Annotated in this window: 15 protein-coding genes; 4 read left to right on the top strand and 11 right to left on the bottom strand. The window is 69.6% G+C overall.

Annotated elements, in window-relative coordinates:
- Positions 1-19: 19 nt before the first annotated feature.
- The 6 genes from AB0I12_RS18840 to kdpF all read right to left on the bottom strand — a co-directional run bounded on the left by AB0I12_RS18840 (position 20) and on the right by kdpF (position 7,726).
- The gene (locus AB0I12_RS18840; protein WP_134012015.1) at positions 20-697 is read right to left on the bottom strand and encodes a response regulator; all 678 of its coding nucleotides are present in this window, start codon (positions 695-697) and stop codon (positions 20-22) included.
- Positions 675-3,254, bottom strand: a complete 2,580-nt coding sequence (locus AB0I12_RS18835; RefSeq protein ID WP_359930949.1) for a DUF4118 domain-containing protein — start codon at positions 3,252-3,254, stop codon at positions 675-677. The genes AB0I12_RS18840 and AB0I12_RS18835 overlap by 23 nt, the downstream gene beginning before the upstream one ends.
- A 12-nt stretch (positions 3,255-3,266) precedes the next feature.
- On the bottom strand, positions 3,267-3,884 hold the full coding sequence (gene kdpC / locus AB0I12_RS18830) for a K(+)-transporting ATPase subunit C (protein ID WP_359930946.1): 618 nt from the start codon (positions 3,882-3,884) through the stop codon (positions 3,267-3,269).
- Between the two features lie 13 nt (positions 3,885-3,897).
- On the bottom strand, positions 3,898-5,913 hold the full coding sequence (gene kdpB, locus AB0I12_RS18825) for a potassium-transporting ATPase subunit KdpB (protein ID WP_359932120.1): 2,016 nt from the start codon (positions 5,911-5,913) through the stop codon (positions 3,898-3,900).
- Between the two features lie 62 nt (positions 5,914-5,975).
- Positions 5,976-7,637: a potassium-transporting ATPase subunit KdpA gene (kdpA, locus tag AB0I12_RS18820; protein WP_359930943.1), complete on the bottom strand. Its 1,662-nt coding sequence runs from the start codon at positions 7,635-7,637 to the stop codon at positions 5,976-5,978.
- Positions 7,637-7,726: a K(+)-transporting ATPase subunit F gene (gene kdpF, locus AB0I12_RS18815; RefSeq protein WP_137256202.1), complete on the bottom strand. Its 90-nt coding sequence runs from the start codon at positions 7,724-7,726 to the stop codon at positions 7,637-7,639. The genes kdpA and kdpF overlap by 1 nt, the downstream gene beginning before the upstream one ends.
- A gap of 248 nt (positions 7,727-7,974) precedes the next feature.
- Here kdpF and AB0I12_RS18810 point away from each other — a divergent pair, with 248 nt between their 5' ends.
- A complete protein-coding gene (locus tag AB0I12_RS18810; RefSeq protein WP_359930940.1) occupies positions 7,975-8,595 on the top strand; it encodes a hypothetical protein in 621 nt (206 codons plus the stop codon).
- Here AB0I12_RS18810 and AB0I12_RS18805 read toward each other — a convergent pair.
- The gene (locus AB0I12_RS18805) at positions 8,592-9,398 is read right to left on the bottom strand and encodes a PhzF family phenazine biosynthesis protein (RefSeq protein ID WP_359930937.1); all 807 of its coding nucleotides are present in this window, start codon (positions 9,396-9,398) and stop codon (positions 8,592-8,594) included. The genes AB0I12_RS18810 and AB0I12_RS18805 overlap by 4 nt on opposite strands.
- Before the next feature lie 129 nt (positions 9,399-9,527).
- Between AB0I12_RS18805 and AB0I12_RS18800 the strand changes: the two genes are divergently transcribed.
- Positions 9,528-10,622 (top strand): TIGR03118 family protein, encoded by a 1,095-nt coding sequence (locus AB0I12_RS18800; RefSeq protein WP_359930934.1) that lies wholly within the window; start codon positions 9,528-9,530, stop codon positions 10,620-10,622.
- On the opposite strand, the gene AB0I12_RS18795 is transcribed toward AB0I12_RS18800, so the two are convergent.
- Both AB0I12_RS18795 and AB0I12_RS18790 read right to left on the bottom strand, forming a co-directional pair.
- Positions 10,612-11,490: a bifunctional helix-turn-helix transcriptional regulator/GNAT family N-acetyltransferase gene (locus tag AB0I12_RS18795; RefSeq protein ID WP_359930932.1), complete on the bottom strand. Its 879-nt coding sequence runs from the start codon at positions 11,488-11,490 to the stop codon at positions 10,612-10,614. The two genes, AB0I12_RS18800 and AB0I12_RS18795, sit on opposite strands and share 11 nt — an antisense overlap.
- A 13-nt stretch (positions 11,491-11,503) precedes the next feature.
- Positions 11,504-12,298 (bottom strand): class I SAM-dependent methyltransferase, encoded by a 795-nt coding sequence (locus tag AB0I12_RS18790; RefSeq protein WP_359930929.1) that lies wholly within the window; start codon positions 12,296-12,298, stop codon positions 11,504-11,506.
- A gap of 74 nt (positions 12,299-12,372) precedes the next feature.
- Here AB0I12_RS18790 and AB0I12_RS18785 point away from each other — a divergent pair, with 74 nt between their 5' ends.
- Positions 12,373-12,987, top strand: a complete 615-nt coding sequence (locus AB0I12_RS18785) for a WHG domain-containing protein (RefSeq protein ID WP_359930927.1) — start codon at positions 12,373-12,375, stop codon at positions 12,985-12,987.
- 45 nt (positions 12,988-13,032) lie between these two features.
- Here the strand turns inward: AB0I12_RS18785 and AB0I12_RS18780 are convergent, their stop codons facing one another.
- Together AB0I12_RS18780 and AB0I12_RS18775 are read right to left on the bottom strand one after the other, a co-directional pair.
- Positions 13,033-13,593, bottom strand: a complete 561-nt coding sequence (locus AB0I12_RS18780; protein WP_359930924.1) for a cysteine dioxygenase family protein — start codon at positions 13,591-13,593, stop codon at positions 13,033-13,035.
- Positions 13,590-14,489 carry an amidohydrolase family protein gene (locus AB0I12_RS18775; protein ID WP_359930921.1) on the bottom strand — a complete coding sequence of 300 codons (900 nt, stop codon included), beginning with the start codon at positions 14,487-14,489 and terminating at the stop codon, positions 13,590-13,592. The genes AB0I12_RS18780 and AB0I12_RS18775 overlap by 4 nt, the downstream gene beginning before the upstream one ends.
- 378 nt (positions 14,490-14,867) lie before the next feature.
- Between AB0I12_RS18775 and AB0I12_RS18770 the strand changes: the two genes are divergently transcribed.
- Complete coding sequence (locus tag AB0I12_RS18770; protein WP_359930918.1) at positions 14,868-15,875, top strand: LacI family DNA-binding transcriptional regulator; 1,008 nt, start codon at positions 14,868-14,870, stop codon at positions 15,873-15,875.
- The last annotated feature ends 1,495 nt before the right edge of the window (positions 15,876-17,370 follow it).

The following is a 17,370-nucleotide window of genomic DNA, read 5'->3' as shown; positions in this document are numbered from 1 at the left end:
GTCTTGAACGAATCGGACGTCAGGGTTCGAAGCGGTAGCCCATGCCGGGCTCGGTGAGCAGGTGTTTGGGGCGGGCCGGGTCGGGTTCGAGCTTGCGGCGGAGCTGGCCCATGTAGAAGCGGAGGTTGCCGCCGGCGGTCTCGTAGCCGGGGCCCCAGACTTCGGTGAGGAGCTGGCGCTGGGACATCAGCTTGCCGGGGTTGCGGACCAGGACTTCGAGGAGGTGCCACTCGGTCGGGGTGAGGCGGATGTCCTCGCCGTTCTCGAGCGTGACCCGCTTCGCGGCCAGATCGACGACGGCGCCGCCGACCGTGACGACCGGCTGGTCCTGGGCGACGTTGCTGCGGCGGAGTACGGCGCGCATCCGGGCCAGCAGTTCGTCGATCCCGAACGGCTTCGTCACGTAGTCGTCCGCGCCGGCGTCCAGCGCCTCGACCTTGTCGGTCTGGTCGGTCCGCCCGGACAGCACCAGGATCGGCGCATCGGTCCAGCCGCGCAGCCCGCGGATCACGTCGACGCCGTCGAAGTCCGGCAGCCCGAGGTCGAGGATCACCAGCTCCGGCGGATGCTGCGCGGCGACCTTCAGGGCCGACGTACCGGTGCCAGCCAGGTGCACTTCGTACCCGCGTGCCTTCAGGTTGATCTGCAACGCCCGCACGATCTGCGGCTCGTCGTCAACCACCAATACCCGAGTCACCTTGCTCCGATCGTTCACGGCTGCCGGGGACCGGCACGTCAGCTGGGGCAGTCGGGATGGCGACCACCATGGTCAGTCCACCACCTGGGGTGTCCTCGGGCTGCAAGGTGCCGTGCATCGCCTCGGCGAGTCCCCGGGCGAGCGCCAGACCGAGTCCGACGCCGACCGTGTTGTCGGTGTCGCCGAGTCGCTGGAACGGCGCGAACACCCGGTCCCGGTCCGCCCGCGGGATGCCGGGTCCGCGGTCGACCACCCGGACCTCGACGGTGTCGCCGAGCGCGCTCCCGGTGATCAGCGGCGTCCGGCCGGGCGGCGAGTAGCGGATCGCGTTCGCCAGCAGGTTCGCCACCACCCGTTCGAGCAGCGCCGGGTCCGCCTCGACCAGCGGCAGCGTGTCGGGGACGTCGACGGTCACCTGGTCAGCGTCGTCGCCCAGCTCGGACAGTACGCCGGGGAGGATCTCGTCGAGCGCCATCGGCCGGGTGAAGACCGGGAGTACGCCGGCCTGCAGCCGGCTCAGGTCGAGCAGGTTGTCGACGAGCCGCGACAACCGGTCGAGCGACTCGTCCGCGGTCTCCAGCAGCTCCGCGCGCTCGGACTCGCTCCACTCGACGTCGTCGCTGCGCAGCGAAGTCACCGACGCCTTCGCCGACGCCAACGGGGATCGCAGGTCGTGGCCGACGGCCCGCAGGAGCGCCGTACGCAGCTTGTCGGCCTCGGCCAGCGGCTTCGCCTCGGCGGCCGCCTCACTCAACCGGGCCCGATCGACGAGGGCCGCCGCGTGCGCCGCGAACGCCCCGACCAGCCGCCGCTCGTCCGCCTCCAACTGGTGGCCCTGCAGCACCAGCACCAGGTCGTCGCGGGCCGGGATCTCCGCGTCGGCCTCCTCCGGCCGGGTGCACGTGAGGGTCCCGGCCGAGGCCAAAGGACGCCACACTTCGGTCAGCTCGTCATCGTCCACGCGCTCCATCAGGCACGCCCCGGTCATCCCGAACGCCTCCCGGACCCGCTCCAGCAGGGCCGGCAGCGCGGTCTCGCCCCGCAGTACCGAGCCGGCCAGGGTCGCCAGCGTCTCCGACTCCGCGGCCGCCCGGGCCGCCTGCCTGGTACGGCGGGCAGCGCGGTCGACGACCGAGCTGACCATCGCGGCGACCATCACGAAGATCGCCAGCGCGAGGGCGTTGTTCACCTCGGCGATCGTGAACGTCCGGGTCGGCGGCGTGAAGAAGTAGTTGAGCACCAGCGAACCGCCGATCGCGGTGACCATCGCCGGCCACATGCCACCGACCAGCGCGACCACGACCACCGCGAACAGGAACGCCAGCACGTTGCTCGTCAGGTTCAGCGTGTCGCCGCCGAGTCCGAGCAACAGCGCCAGCAGCGGCGGCAGAACGATCGACAGCACGAAACCCTGGATCTTCCGGCGCCGGGAGAGCGCGCCGCGCTGCCGCGGCAGCCGGCCGCGGCCCATCTGCGAATGGGTGACGATGTGGACGTCGATGTCGCCGGAATCGCGGATCGTGGTGGCGCCGATCCCCGGGCCGGTGAACAGCGAACCCAGCCGGGACCGGCGACTGCCGCCGAGCACCAGCTGGGTGGCGTTCTCCGCCCGCGCGAAGGTGAGCAGCGCCGCCGGGATGTCGTCGCCGACCACCTGGTGGTAGGTCCCGCCGATCTTCTCGACGAGATTGCGCTGCTCGGCGAGCTTGGTCGGGTTCGCGCCGGTCAGGCCGTCGGAGCGCGCGACGTGCACCGCGAGCACGTCGCCGCCGGCGGACCGGGCGGCGATCCGGGCGGCGCGCCGGATCAGCGTCTCGCCCTCGGGTCCACCCGTCAGCGCGACCACGACCCGCTCCCGGGTGTCCCAGGTCGAGTCGATGTCGTGCTGGGCTCGGTACTGCTGCAAACCGGCGTCCACCCGGTCGGCGAGCCACAGCAGCGCCAGCTCCCGCAGAGCGGACAGGTTGCCGACCCGGAAGTAGTTGCCCAGGGCAGCGTCCACCTTGTCGGCGGCATAGATGTTGCCGTGCGCCATCCGCCGGCGCAGCGCCTCCGGGGTCATGTCGACGAGCTCGATCTGGTCCGCGGCCCGCACCACCCGGTCCGGAACGGTCTCCTGCTGCGGTACGCCGGTGATCTTCTCGACCACGTCGTTGATCGACTCGAGGTGCTGGATGTTCAGCGTCGAGATCACGTCGATCCCGGCGTTCAGCAGCTCCTCGATGTCCTGCCAGCGCTTCTCGTTGCGGCTGCCCGGCACGTTGGTGTGCGCCATCTCGTCGATCAGCGCGACCTCCGGCCGCCGGGCCAGCACCGCGTCGAGGTCCATCTCGGTGAAGCTGGCGCCGCGGTGGTCCAGGATCCGCCGCGGCACCGTCTCCATGCTGCCGAGCATCTCTTCGGTGTACCTGCGGCCGTGGGTCTCGACCAGGCCGACCACGACGTCGGTGCCCCGGGCATGCCGGCGACGGCCCTCGCCCAGCATCTTGTAGGTCTTCCCAACGCCGGGCGCGGCCCCCAAATAGATCCGCAGATGCCCGCGGCCGCTCCTGCTCATAAGTCCATGCTCTCAGAGTGCGGCTAGCGCGCTGTTGAGCTTGACCACGTTCACGCGCGGCTCACCCAGGAAACCGAGGGTGCGACCCTCCGTGCTTGCCTTCACCAGCTTCTGGACCTCCTCGACGCTCAGCCCGCGTTCCCGGGCGACCCGGTTGACCTGCAGGGCGGCGTACGCCGGGCTGATGTCCGGGTCGAGCCCGCTGCCGCTGGCCGTGACCGCGTCCGGCGGGACCTGGGACGGGGCGACGCCCTCCAGCGCCGCGACCGCCTTGCGCCGCTCGTCGACCGCGGCGACCAGGTCCGCGTTGTTCGGGCCGAGGTTCGACCCGCCGCTGGCGGCCGCGTCGTAGTCGCTCGCGGACGGGCGGGTCTGGAACCACTTCGGGTCGTCGACCATGATCGGCTGCCCGTCGGCGTCCTTCTTCCCGCTGTCCATCGTGTACGCCTGGCCGATCAGGTCCGAGCCGGCGGCCTTGCCGTCGACCTTGACGATCGAGCCGTTCGCGTTCCCGTGGAACAGCACCTGGGAGACGCCGGTCATCACCAGCGGGTACAGGATGCCGAGCACCACGGTGAAGAACAGGAGCACCCGGGCCGCCACCCCGAACTGGCGGAAACTGCTTGTCATCGACAACTACCTTTCAGCGGAGACCGGGGATCAGCGAGATCACCAGGTCGAGGAGCTTGATCCCGACGAACGGGCTGATCAGGCCGCCGACGCCGTACACCAGCAGGTTGCGGCGCAGCATCGCCGACGCCGACGACGGCCGGTACCGGACGCCGCGCAGCGCCAGCGGCACCAGCAGCACGATGATGAGGGCGTTGAACACGATCGCCGACACGATCGCCGACTGCGGCGAGTGCAGGCCCATGATGTTCAGCTTGTCCAGCCCGGGGTACGCCGCCGCGAAGAGCGCCGGCAGGATCGCGAAGTACTTCGCCACGTCGTTCGCGATCGAGAACGTGGTCAGCGAGCCCCGGGTGATCAGCAACTGCTTGCCGATCTCGACGATCTCGATCAGCTTGGTCGGGTTCGAGTCGAGGTCGACCATGTTGCCGGCCTCCTTGGCGGCCGACGTCCCGGAGTTCATCGCCACGCCGACATCGGCCTGCGCCAGCGCCGGGGCGTCGTTCGTGCCGTCGCCGGTCATCGCGACCAGGCGACCGCCCTCCTGCTCCTTCTTGATCAGCGCCATCTTGTCCTCGGGCGTCGCCTCGGCCAGGAAGTCGTCGACCCCGGCCTCGTCGGCGATCGCCTTCGCGGTCAGCGCGTTGTCGCCGGTGATCATCACGGTCCGGATGCCCATCCGGCGCATCTCGTCGAACCGCTCCCGCATCCCTTCCTTGACGACGTCCTTCAGGTGGATGACGCCCAGCGCGCGTGCCGTCCCGTCGATGCTCTCGGCAACGACCAGCGGTGTGCCGCCGGAGGCCGAGATGCCGTCGACGATCTCGCCGAGCAGCGGATCCGTCGTACCGCCGTGCCGGCCGATCCAGTTGTTCACCGCGCCCGCGGCGCCCTTGCGGACCTGCCGGCCGTCGACGTCCACACCGCTCATCCGCGTCTGCGCGGTGAACTCCACGAAGGTTGCGTGCGGCAACTCTCCGGTGTGCCGTTCGCGCAACCCGTAGCCCGTTTTCGCGAGTACGACGATCGACCGGCCCTCCGGCGTCTCGTCGGCGAGGCTGGACAGTTGCGCCGCGTCGGCCAGCTCGGTGTCGGACACGCCGTCCACCGGGATGAACTCGGCCGCCTGCCGGTTGCCCAGCGTGATGGTGCCGGTCTTGTCCAGCAGGAGGGTGTTCACGTCCCCCGCCGCCTCGACCGCACGGCCGGACATCGCCAGCACGTTGCGCTGCACCAACCGGTCCATACCCGCGATACCGATCGCGGACAGCAGCGCGCCGATCGTGGTCGGGATCAGGCAGACCAGCAAGGCCACCAGGATCACCAGGCTCAGGTTCGTGTGCGCGTAGTTCGCGAAGGTCGGCAGCGTCACGGTCGCGATCAGGAAGACGATCGTCAGGCTGGCCAGCAGGATGTTCAGCGCGATCTCGTTCGGCGTCTTCTGCCGCGATGCGCCCTCGACGAGCGCGATCATCCGGTCGATGAAGCTCTCACCGGGCCGGGTCGTGATCTTCACGACGATCCGGTCCGAGAGCACCTTCGTACCGCCGGTGACCGCACTCCGGTCGCCGCCGGACTCACGGATGACGGGCGCCGACTCGCCGGTGATCGCCGATTCGTCGACCGACGCGACACCCTCGACGACGTCACCGTCGCCGGGGATGATCTGGCCGGCCTCGACCACGACCAGGTCGCCGAGCCCCAGCTGGGTGGCCGGTACCTGTTCCTCACCGCCGTCCGCGGTCAGGCGGCGCGCGGTGGTCTCGGTCTTGGCCCGGCGCAGCGTCTCGGCCTGGGCCTTGCCCCGGCCTTCCGCGACCGCCTCCGCGAGGTTCGCGAAGATCACGGTCAGCCAGAGCCAGACCACGATCCACCAGACGAACACACTGGAGTCGGTGACGGCGAAGATCGTCGACGCGACCGCGCCGACCTCGACCACGAACATCACCGGGTTGCGCACCATCACCCGCGGGTCGAGCTTGCGCAGCGCGTCCGGCAGCGAGGTGAGCAGCATCTTCGGGTCGAACAGGCCTGAAGCTGCCTTTTTCGGGGTCGCCGCCGGTTTCGAGACGGGCGGCGTCGTCAGCGTGGTCACAGTCCCTCCGCGAGGGGTCCAAGAGTCAATGCGGGGAAGTAGGTCAGGCCGGTCACGATCACGACGACGCCAACGAGCATCGTCACGAACAGGGCCTTGTGGGTGGGCAGCGTGCCCTGGGTCACCGGCACCGGCTGTTGCTGGGCGAGCGACCCGGCCAGGGCCAGCGCCAGCACGATCGGTACGAACCGGCCGAGGAGCATCACCAGGCCGAGCGCGGTGTTGTAGAACGGGATGTTCCCGCTCAGGCCGGCGAACGCGCTGCCGTTGTTGTTACCGGCCGACGTGAACGCGTACAGCACCTCGGAGAACCCGTGCGGGCTGCCGGTGTTGAGGATCGAGGCCCGCGCCACCGCGAGTCCCATCGCGAGCGAGGCGCCGACGAGGACGACGGTCGGCGTCGCCAGGATGTACATCGAGACCAGCTTCATCTCGCGGGCGGTGATCTTCTTCTTCAGGTACTCCGGTGTGCGCCCGACCATCAGGCCCGCGACGAACACGGTGAGGATCGCCAGGATCAGCATCCCGTACAACCCGGTGCCGGTGCCGCCGGGCGACACCTCGCCGAGCATCATGTGGAACAGCGCCGTGCCGCCGCCGAGGGGCGTGAACGAGTCGTGCATCGAGTTCACCGCGCCGGTCGACGTACCGGTCGTCGAGGTCGCGAACAGCGCCGACGCCCACTCGCCGAACCGGGTCTCCTTGCCCTCCATCGCGGCGCCGGCGGCCTGGGTCGCCGTACCGGCTCCCTGGGTCTCGAAGAACGTCGCGGAGAAGGTGAAGGCGGCCCAGAGCGTGCCCATCACGCCGAGGATCGCGTACCCCTGCCGCTTGTCCTTGACCATCAGGCCGAAGGTCCGGGTGATGCACACCGGGATGACCAGCAGCAGGAAGATCTCGAACAGGTTCGACAGCGGGTTCGGGTTCTCGAACGGGTGCGCGGAGTTGGCGTTGTAGAAGCCGCCGCCGTTCGTGCCGAGCTCCTTGATGACCTCCTGGCTCGCGACCGGTCCGCCCGGGAGGTGCTGGGTCTGGCCGACCACCGAGGTGACTTCATGCCCGCCGGAGAAGTTCTGGACAACGCCCGTCGCGACCAGCACGACAGTGCCGACCACCGCGATCGGCAGCAGGATCCGCAGCGTGGTCCGGGTCAGGTCGACCCAGAAGTTGCCGAGCCGATCGGTCTTCGCGCGGGCGAACCCGCGGATCAGCGCGACCGCGACGACCATGCCGACGGCTGCCGACAGGAAGTTCTGGACGGCGAGACCGGCGAACTGGACCAGGTGGCCCATGACCGCCTCGGGCACGTAGTTCTGCCAGTTGGTGTTCGAGACGAAGGACGCGGCGGTGTTGAACGCCAGGCCGGACTCGACGTTCGGCAGCCCGAGCGACAGCGGCAGCCAGTGCTGCAGACGCTGGAGAAGGTACAGCAGGACGACGCTGACCGCGGAGAACGCGAGCAGCGACCGGGCGTAGACCGCCCACGTCTGGTCTGCCTTCGAGTCGACGCCGAACAGCTTGTACGTCGCCCGCTCCACCCGCAGGTCCTTGTCGGAGGTGTAGACGCGAGCCATGTACCCGCCCAGCGGCCGGTAGACGGCCGCCAGGCACAGGATCAGGAGGCCGACCTGCAACAGGCCGGCCGCGGTGTCGGACATCAGAACCTCTCGGGGAAGATCAGGGCGGCGATCAGATAGAGGACCAGAGCAGCGGCCACGACCAGGCCGGCAATGTTCTCGGCGCTCACAATTTCTCCACTCCGCGCAGCGCGGACCAGACGGCCGCGAACACGACGACGATGAGTGCGAGGTAGACGACGTCACCCATGACGGCGACACCTCACGACGAATGTGCTCATGGGTTCAACTGGACACCGCTAGCTGCCCGGTCAGGAGGGTTCTCGCAGGGCTCTCACACCCGCTGACACAGCTCTCACAGGCTTCTCACATACTTACGCCTGGCATTCCCACCGACAGACAAGGGAAGAACACACACGTGACTGAACTGGACACGCCCGCCACCGCCGAGCAGTTCTTCTCCGCGGAGACCCGGACCGCGCTCGCCGAGGCGAGCCGCAAGCTCGCCGAGCGGCTCCAGGCACACACCGACGCCCTGCTCGCGATGACGGGCGACGAGGACCACACCACGCTGTTCGAGCACAACGCCGCGCTCGAAGGCGTGGTCGAGGACTGGAACGACGCGGTCTTCGAGCACACCGGTACGGCGCCGCTGCTGCTGGACGACACGGTCGACGACGAGGACGAGGAGGTCGAGCAGGACCAGGTGATCAGCGTCGTCTCGCGGTTCGACCTGCGCGTGGTCGACCTGGACGCGCTGCTGGAGGCCGGTCGCGCCGCGCAGGAGCGGCACCCGGCCGAGCTGGACGAGTCCGGCGACCGGGATCCGGTCGACTCCGCCGAGCAGGCGATCTACGAGATCAGCCGTGAGGTCGGCGAGGCCTGGTTCGAGCTGCCCGGTATCGAGATGGTCGCCGGCGCCCGGGCGTACGTCGTACCCGAGCAGCCGTTCGAGCCGCTCGACGCGGACGCCGAGGACGTCGTCACCGAGCTGATCGCCCCGAACGGCGTGGCCACCCACGCCGAGACCTGGGCCTAGACCAGTAACTCCCCGTCGAGCACCGTGATCGCCCGGCCCTTCAGGTAGACGCGGTCCCCGGCCGGTACGACGTGGACGACACCGCCTCGGGCGGACGCCTGGTAGCCCACCAGTTCGTCCCGCCCGAGGCGCTCGGCCCAGTACGGCGCCAGGCTCGTGTGTGCACTCCCCGTCACCGGGTCCTCCGGGATCCCGCTCGCGGGCGCGAAGAAGCGCGACACGAAGTCGTACTCCGTCCCCTGCGCGGTCACGATCAGTCCCCGCAGGTTCCCGCGCTGGGTGATCCCGGCGATCGCGTCGTAGTCGGGCACGACCGCGAGCACCGTCGCCTCGTCCTGAACGACGACCAGCAGGTCACGGAGCTCGCCGGTGACGTAGACCTGCTGCGGCTCGACCGCGAGCGCGGCGGCCAGCCCCTCCGGCACCGGATCCTCGATCGGCCGGTTCACCGGGAAGTCCAGCGTGATCCCGTCGTCGGCGACGTCCGCCACCAGAACCCCGCTCAGCGTCGCGAACGAGGTCTTCCCGGCCACCTTCCCGTCCGCGGCCAGCACGTGGGCGGTCGCCAACGTCGCGTGCCCGCAGAGCACCACTTCCTTGGTCGGCGTGAACCAGCGTAGGTCCCACTCCGCCTCGGCGCCCGCCGACGGCCGGACGAACGCGGTCTCCGCGTGCTTCATCTCGGCGGCCACGGACCGCATCCAGCCCTCGTCGGGCCAGTCCCCGGCCTCGAGCACACAGACCCCGGCCGGGTTCCCGGTGAAGGGCCGGTCGGCGAACGCATCAACCACGCGGATCCTCATACCCCCGACGCTATCGATTCCGGCGGTATCCGTTCCATAACCACTTTTTGGTCGAGTGGCCTTGAACCGCATCGCCGATCCAGGCGTATCGAAGGGTGTCCCGCACATACCTATCGAGGGGGAAGTGTCATGTCACTGCGCTCGAAAGGCCGGCCACTCGCGGTCGCGACGGCGCTGGTCAGCGGTCTTGCGCTGATCGCCCCGGCCACGGCCGACGCACACCGGTCCCATTCACCGCTCGTCGTACAGCAGGTGAACCTGGTCTCCGACCAGGCCGGCAAAGCCGCACTTCAGGACGCCGACCTCGTCAACCCGTGGGGGCTGTCGCTCGGCGCGACCACCCCGCTGTGGTCGTCGAACAACGGTACGTCGTCATCCACGCTCTACTCGTCCGCACCGGGTTCCAACACCGCGACCAAGGTGCCTACCGTCCGGGTGACCATGCCGGCGCCGACCGGGCAGGTGTCGAACCCGGGCACCGGCTTCGTGCTCAGCAACGGCACCACCAGCGCGCCGGCCCGGTTCATCTTCGCCACCGAAACCGGTCAGATCGCCGCCTGGAGCCCCCAGGTCGACGCGTTGATCGGCCCGGCCGAGATCAAAGCCACGACGCCAGGGGCGGTCTACAAGGGGCTGGCGCTCGCGACAACCAGATCAGGGGACCGGTTGTACGCCGCCAACTTCGCGCAGAAGCGGATCGACGTGTTCGACAGCTCGTTCCACCCGGTGAGGCTGCCGCGCTGGGCGTTCCGCGACGTCCGGCTGCCCAGGGGCTATGCACCCTTCAACGTGCAGACGCTGAACGGGCGGATCTTCGTCGCCTACGCGCTGCTCGACCCCAAGACGAACGACGAGATCGCCGGGCCGGGCCGCGGGTTCGTCGACGTCTACTCGGTCGGCGGCAGGCTGATCACCCGCGTCGCGTCCCGCGGCACACTGAACGCCCCGTGGGGTCTCGCGCTGGCCCCCGCCGCCTGGGGTCTGCCGGCCGGCACGCTGTTCGTCGGCAACTTCGGCGACGGGCACATCAGCGTGTTCCGCCCGTCGTACGGCCGTTATCACTTCGCCGGCCAACTGCGCGGCAGCAACGGCAAGACGCTGGCGATCGACGGCCTCTGGGCTCTCCTTCAGGGCACCGCCACGACCGGGGGCACCGACGTCCTGTGGTTCTCCGCGGGCCCCGACGACGAGTCCCACGGCCTCCTCGGTCAACTCAGGCGTTGAGAGATTTCTCGAACCAGTGGTGGGCGTAAGGCTCGGCGTTGAAGGCCGGAACCTCCTGGTAACCAGCTGACCGGTAGAGCGCGATGGCTTCGGTCAGGTTGTGGTTGGTCTCCAGACGTACGGCGGGTGCGCGGTGCGCAGCCGCCGTACGTTCGAGCTCGGCCAGCAGGCGGCGGCCGAGTCCGAGGCCTCGTGCGTCCGGCGAGACCCACATGCGCTTGATCTCGGCCGGTTCGTCGCTGTGCAGCTTGAGCGCACCGCAGCCGACCGGCTCCCCGTGAAGTGTGGCCAGCAGCAACAAACCGGCGGGCGGTGTGAGCTCGGCGTTGTCCGCCGAGATGCTGCGCGCCGGGTCGAAGCCGGCGTCGAAGCGTCGCCCGAGCTCGGCGAAGTACTCCGCCAAGCAGTACTGCGCCGCCGGCAGCCGCGGGTCCACCAGTTCGACCCGCACCATCGACGCCGTGAGCAGCCGCGTGACGTCGTCCATCGCCGCGATCAACCGCTCCCGCTGGCCCTTGCTCAGGGGCTCCAGAATCGCGGCGGCGAACTCGTCGGAGCGTGCGTCCAGCACCCGCCGCTCGGCGAGGCCGTCGGAGGTCAACCGCGCCATCCGGACCCGCCCATCCGCGGCGCCGGGCTCGACCCGGACCAGTCCGGCGCGTTCGAGCGACCGCAGCAACCGGCTCACGTACCCGGAGTCGAGATCGAGCCGGGCGCGCAACGAACGCACGTCACACCCGTCCGGCCCGATCTCCCACAGCAACCGGTCCTCCCCGAGCGGCCGGCCGCGCGCGAGGTAGTCCTCCTGCAAGGCCCCGACCCGCTGCGTCACCAACCGGTTGAACCGCCGTACCTCCGTCACGCCCATTCTCTGACTTTAGTCAGGTATTTCTTCGGGCGACAGCTTGGATCGCCCGGACGCGGCCGTCGGTCAGTGCGGCGGTCAGGTTCTCGAGCCGCTTTCGGAAGTCGGGAACGAACGCCTGCAGACCGAGCGGGGCCGGCGGGAGCGACTGGATCGTTTGCATCAGGGGCGCGATCGTCTCGGTCAGGTCCGCCCAGTGCTCGACGGTGAGTCCCGCGGTTTCGAGGACCTTGCGCAGCTCGTCCGGTGCGGCGAGGTGGGAGTGCTCGACTCCGTCGGCCCACGGCATCGGGTAGTCGATCTCGCGCCCGTCGCCGGCCGTGATGTCCCACAGCGCCAGTCGACCGCCGACCCGCAGGACGCGCCGCGCTTCGTCGTAGAGACGACGCTTGTCGGCCACGTTCATCTGGACATGCTGACTGAACACGACGTCGAACTTCGAGTCGTCATACGGCAGCGCGGTCACGTCTGCCTGTCGTACGTCGATCCTGTCGTCGAGGCCGACGAGGCGGTTGAGCCATGCGGCGATCTCGCAGTACTCGTCCGACAGGTCGACGGCCGTCACGGTACAGTCGAAGCTCGACGCGACGTACCGCGCCGTGCCGCCGATGCCGGCACCCGCATCCAGCACCGCGCTGGTCTCGGTGATGCCGATCAGCTCGGCCAACTGGACGGTCGCGAGCCGTCCGCCGGTGTGGTAGTCCTCCAGCAGCGCGAGATCCTCGGCGCGTAAGCCGTCCAGATCTTTGCCTGCGGCAACCAGCGCCTGCTCGATGCCTCGCCGGGCCGTGCCCGTCCGGTACGGAATCATGGTCTCTCCCTTTGTGGACACTGTCCACATTAGCTCGACTTAGTGGACAGTGTCCACATTGTTATCCTGAGCCGGTGAACGACCCCGAAGCAGCGCTCCCGCGCCGACGGCGCCCGCGCGGCGACGTCCGCGCCGGCCTGGTCGCCGCCGGTCTCGAGCTCGCGCGGACCGGGGGTCCGGACGCCGTGGTACTGCGGGAGGCGACGCGGATCGTCGGCGTCGTACCGAACGCGGCGTACCGGCATTTCGCCGATCGGGACGAGCTGCTCGCCGAGGTGTGCAGCGCGGCGATGAACGCGCTGGCCGAGCGGATGACCGCGGGAATCGGCCGGGTCCGCGGCGGGGCCGGCGCGGCGCAACGCCGGCTGGCCGCGATCGGGACGGCGTACCTCGAGTTCGCTCGCGAGGAACCCGGCCTGTTCGCGACGGCGTTCGCGGTCCCCCAGCAGCATGGCTACGACGAGCGGAACGGGACTCCTCTGGGCCTGCTCCGCGACGCGCTCGACGAGCTGGTAGCGGCGGGCGTCCTCGATCCGCAGCGACGCGAGGGCATCGAGTACCCGATCTGGTCGATCGTTCACGGCACGGCTGTCCTCACCGGCCAGGGACCGCTCCGCGACGCGCCCGCGGCCGAGCTCCGCCGGATCGAGGCTCGGACGCTGGCGTTCATCAACAACAGCCTCACGTGAACGAGGCCGGACCCAGTTGGGCCCGGCCTCGGTGATCTGTTCTTGTCAGTCGATGGGGCGGAGCTCGTCGGCGTACGAAACGGAGACCCGGCGCAGTACGCCGTCCTTCACCGAGTACTGCCCCATCCGCCACAGCGGCGGGCTGTAGGCATGCACCGTGACGCTGCCCTTGTCGAGGCCGGTCAGGCGGTGGATGTGGTCGGGGCCGAAGCCGTACACGTCACCGGCCTCCACCTCGGTCTCGATCGAGTCGGTGCCGATCGCGAGGTTGTGCTCGACGAGCTTGCCGTGGGCGACGGCGACCGCACCGGAGGAGACGTCGTGGTCATGCCAGCCGGTGTCGTTCACGGGGGTCCAGCAGATCAGCCACACGTCGACGTTCGCGTCCCGGTGCAGCGAGGCGAAGACCCGCTCCTCATCGCTGTACGCGACCTGGTCCTCCCACAGATGCGGCTGCGCGGCGATCGACGCGGCCAGCTCGGCCAACTCCGCGGGCGTCAGGTCGCGGCCCGGAAGGTCGTCCAGCGACAAACAGTTGTTGAGCTCCACGAGCCGGCTGGCCTGGCGCGCCGGGACGTCGGGTACGTCGATTGGCTGGGCAGTCACTGCACTCCCCTCTCAGGAGATGTCCGGCTGCCGAAGAGCAGCCGGTGCGGATTGTCGTGGCGGATCACCGCGGTCGCGGCGTCGCCCTGGCGGAGGTCGGCGGCGTCGGCGTACGGCCGGTCGGTGCCGTGCACCACCTGGTCGATGCCGAGCACCCGCGCGACCGCGTCGATCCCCTGCGGGCCGTAGCTCGAGGTGTCGACGAACAGATTCGGATCGATAGTGCCGAGCCGGCCACCCCGCGCGGTCAGCCGCTCATGATGCACCGGCGCGAGACCAGCCGCCGCGACGAAGCACAGCCGCAGCTCGGGGAACTCCCGCCGCCCACCGAAGGCATGCCACGCCCACCACGCGGCCTGCAGCTGTGCGGTGTAGTCGACGACCGGCGCCCACCAACCCGGCGCATCAGTCGATCGCGCCTTACCGGGGTGCACCAGGATCGGTTTGTTCTTGCGCTCGGCGGCGCGCAGCAACTCTCCTTGCAACTCCCAGCCACTCGGGGTGGTGAGCACATGGGCAGGCAACTGCAGACCCAGGAATCCCTTGTCCAGCAAGGTTTCCAGCCCTTTCGCATCAGCGTCTCGCAGATCCGCGGACGCCCATGCGCGGAACGGCCCGGGGAACTCCGCGGCGCCGTCGTGCCAGGCTTGGAGCAGTTCCGTGTCGCCCAGCTCCTCGACACCGAGCGGGCTCGACAGCGACACGGCAGCCAGCGTCGTACCGGCGTCCTGCTCGATCGCGACCCGCTTGCCGAGCTCGTGCGCGGCCGGATCCACCTCGTACGGCGCTTCGGTCGCACAGTGCAGCGTCCACCCGTCGAGGTACGGCGGCTCGCGACGGGCCCGCAGCCGATCCACGAACGCCTCCGGCCAGAGGTGCTGATGAACGTCGATCATCAGGCCCTCCTCACGCCGGTTTGATCAGATTGAAGCGCTTCGGTACGACTAGAGTGAAGCGCTTCAAAGCATCGCCTGTCAAGTCCCGCCCCCGCCCGCCGGACACCAACCACCCCATCCCGGTCACCACCCCACCATCTGCTCGGCCCCGCCTGCCCGGCACGCGGCACCACCGCTCGCTCGCCCGCCGACCCCACCATCCGCGCAACCGCCCGCCCGCATCCCCGGCGCCGCCCGACCCTTCGGGTGGTCAACCCTCGAGGTTGCCCGTTCCCCCACCGGCATCACACCTGCCAACCGGCGAGCTGGGGGGTGAACGTCGGGGCCGGTCGGCGGCGTCGTCTGGATTTGTCCGTGGCGGCGGCTAGGGTCGTGGACATGTCCGGAACCGGCCGGAGGCCAACCCTCAAGGACATCGCCGCCGAGACCGGGCTCTCGATGGCCGCAGTGTCGTACGCACTGCGCGGTCTGCACGGCACACCCGAGACCCGCCAGCGAGTCCAGGACGCCGCCGAGCGCCTCGGCTACCAGGCCGACCCCGTCGCCCGCGCGCTCGCCTCGGGCCGCAGCGGCTCGATCGGCGTACTGTGCGCTTCGCTCGAAGACCTCTGGCAACAACGCGTTGCCGCCGCCCTCGGCCGCGAGCTCCTGGCGCCGGACCGGAACGCCTGGATCATCGACTCCGCCGGCGACGCCGGCCGCCAACTCGAGCTCGCCCAGCACCTGGTCGACCATCGCGCCGACGCGATCGTGGTGATCCCGATCGATCCGGCCGCGAAGGCCTGGGCCGAGATCGCCCGCGAGGTCCCGGTGATCGCGATCGGTGACGAACTGCCCGGCGCGAAAGCGAAGTCCGAGGTGATCCTCGACAACGAGACCGGCGTGACCACGGCCCTGCGCCGCCTCGCCGACGCCGGCCACCGCGACATCGCCGTCCTGAGCCCGACCCGCCGCCTCGAGGTCGAGCGCCCCGCCGAGGTGATCGCACAGCGAGTGGCCATCGACTTCGGCCTGAAGCTCCGCCTGCTGCAGTGCCCGCACGACCTGATCGGCGCGACTGACGTCGCCCGTGCCTTGCTCGCCGACGACAGCCGCCCGACCGGCATCCTCGCCCTCGCCGATTCGATGGCCTTCGGTGTGTACGCCGCCAGCCGCGAACTCGGCCTGCGCATCCCGAAGGACCTGTCCCTGCTCGGCTACGACGACCAGCCGATGTCCCAACTCCTCACGCCACCCCTGTCGACCTTCCACTGGCCCCTCGACGACCTGGTCACCCACGTCGTCTCCCGCGTAACCTCCGCCGTCGACACCAACCGCCGAGTCCGCCGCACCACCCTCACCCCAACCCTGATCGAACGCGGCTCGGTAGCCGCCCCACCCACCTGAGCAGGACGACCCCCGATATACGACAGGTTCCACACGATCGAAACTAGACTAAATCACTGGACTTACTTCCCGATGTCCAAGATCCGGGCAAAGTGCGTGAACTGTCCTCACCCTCGCCCGCGCCATTGGCATGCTGGCGCGGCAGCTGCTCATCCAAGGTAGGCCGCTACTCGGCACGTGAGCGTGCATGCACGAGCCGCCGGCTCGAGTGTGGAACGAGGTAGGAACGTCGTGCCGCGGGACGACGGGCGCGGCCGCCGCGTCATACGTGGTCGCCGCGCGAGCGCACCTGTACGAGGCACCGACTCGACCGTCGCCCGAGGCCGGAAAGTCATGCTGCCGTGCTTGGCACGACAGCCACGGCCGCTGCGCCGTACCTGGTCGCGCGTGCGTGTAAAAGCCCCGGCCCGACCGTCGCGCGGCCGGCATGTGATGCTGCCAGGTTGTGCACGACGGGCACGCCCGCCGCGGCGTACGTGGTCGGCGCGTGCGCGTGCATGTACGAGCCGCTGGCTCGCGTGTGGGGCGAGGTGGGAAGGTCGTGCTGTGGGACGACGGGCGCGGCCGCTGTACGTCGTCGACGCGTGAGCGCAGGCGTACGAGGCAGGTGCGTGGTGCTGCCGGGTTGTGGCGCGACGGGCACGGCGGCAGCGTCGTACGTGGTCGACGCATGCGCGTGCGTGTACGAGCCGCTGACTCGAGTGTGGAAGACAAGGTAGGAACGTCGTGCTGTGTGACGACGAGCGACGACGGCCGCGGCCGCTGCGTCATAAGTGGTCGGCACGTGAGCATGCGTGCACGAGGCACCGGCTCGACCGTCGTGCGAGGCCGGAACGTGGTGCTGGCAGGTTGTGGCGCGACGGGCACGGCGGCTGCGTCGTACATGGTCGACGCGTGCGCGTGTGTACGAGCCGCCGCTCGAGTGTGGAGCAAGGTAGGAACGTCGTGCTGGGGACGACGGGCGCGGCCGCCGCGTCGTACCTGGTCGGCGCGTGCGCGTGTGTACGAGCCGCCGACCGAGTGTGGAAAACGAGGCAGGAACGTCGTGCTGGGGACGACAGGCGCGGGCGCTGCGTCGTACATGGTCGACGCGTGAGCATGCATGTACGAGGCGCGGGCTCGACCGTCGCGCGAGGCAGGAACGTGGTGCCGGCAGGCGGGTTGTGGCGCGGCGGGCACGGCCGCTGTGTCGTGTCTGGTCAGTGCGCGAGCAGAATGCGCGTGAGCGGATGTGTGCGAGCTGCCGGTTCGCCGGCGTGCGGAGCTGTGAGGTCGTGCGGTGCAGCCTGATGGCGCGTGGTCATGCCCCTCGGGGGACGTGCCGGGCGCGGCCACGTGTCTGCACAGCCATCTGTCTGCACGACTATCTGTTTGCACGGCTATCTGCCTGCACAGCTATTGTCTGTGCAAAATGTTAAGGGCCACCCCGGTGTGGGGTGGCCCTTAACAGTGTGAATGTCCGGCGGCGTCCTACTCTCCCACGACCTCCCGGTCG

Source organism: Kribbella sp. NPDC050459 (assembly GCF_040655315.1).
GTDB lineage: Bacteria > Actinomycetota > Actinomycetes > Propionibacteriales > Kribbellaceae > Kribbella.
Note: the sequence above shows the minus strand (reverse complement) of the source record. Positions and strands in the feature narration are given on the sequence as shown.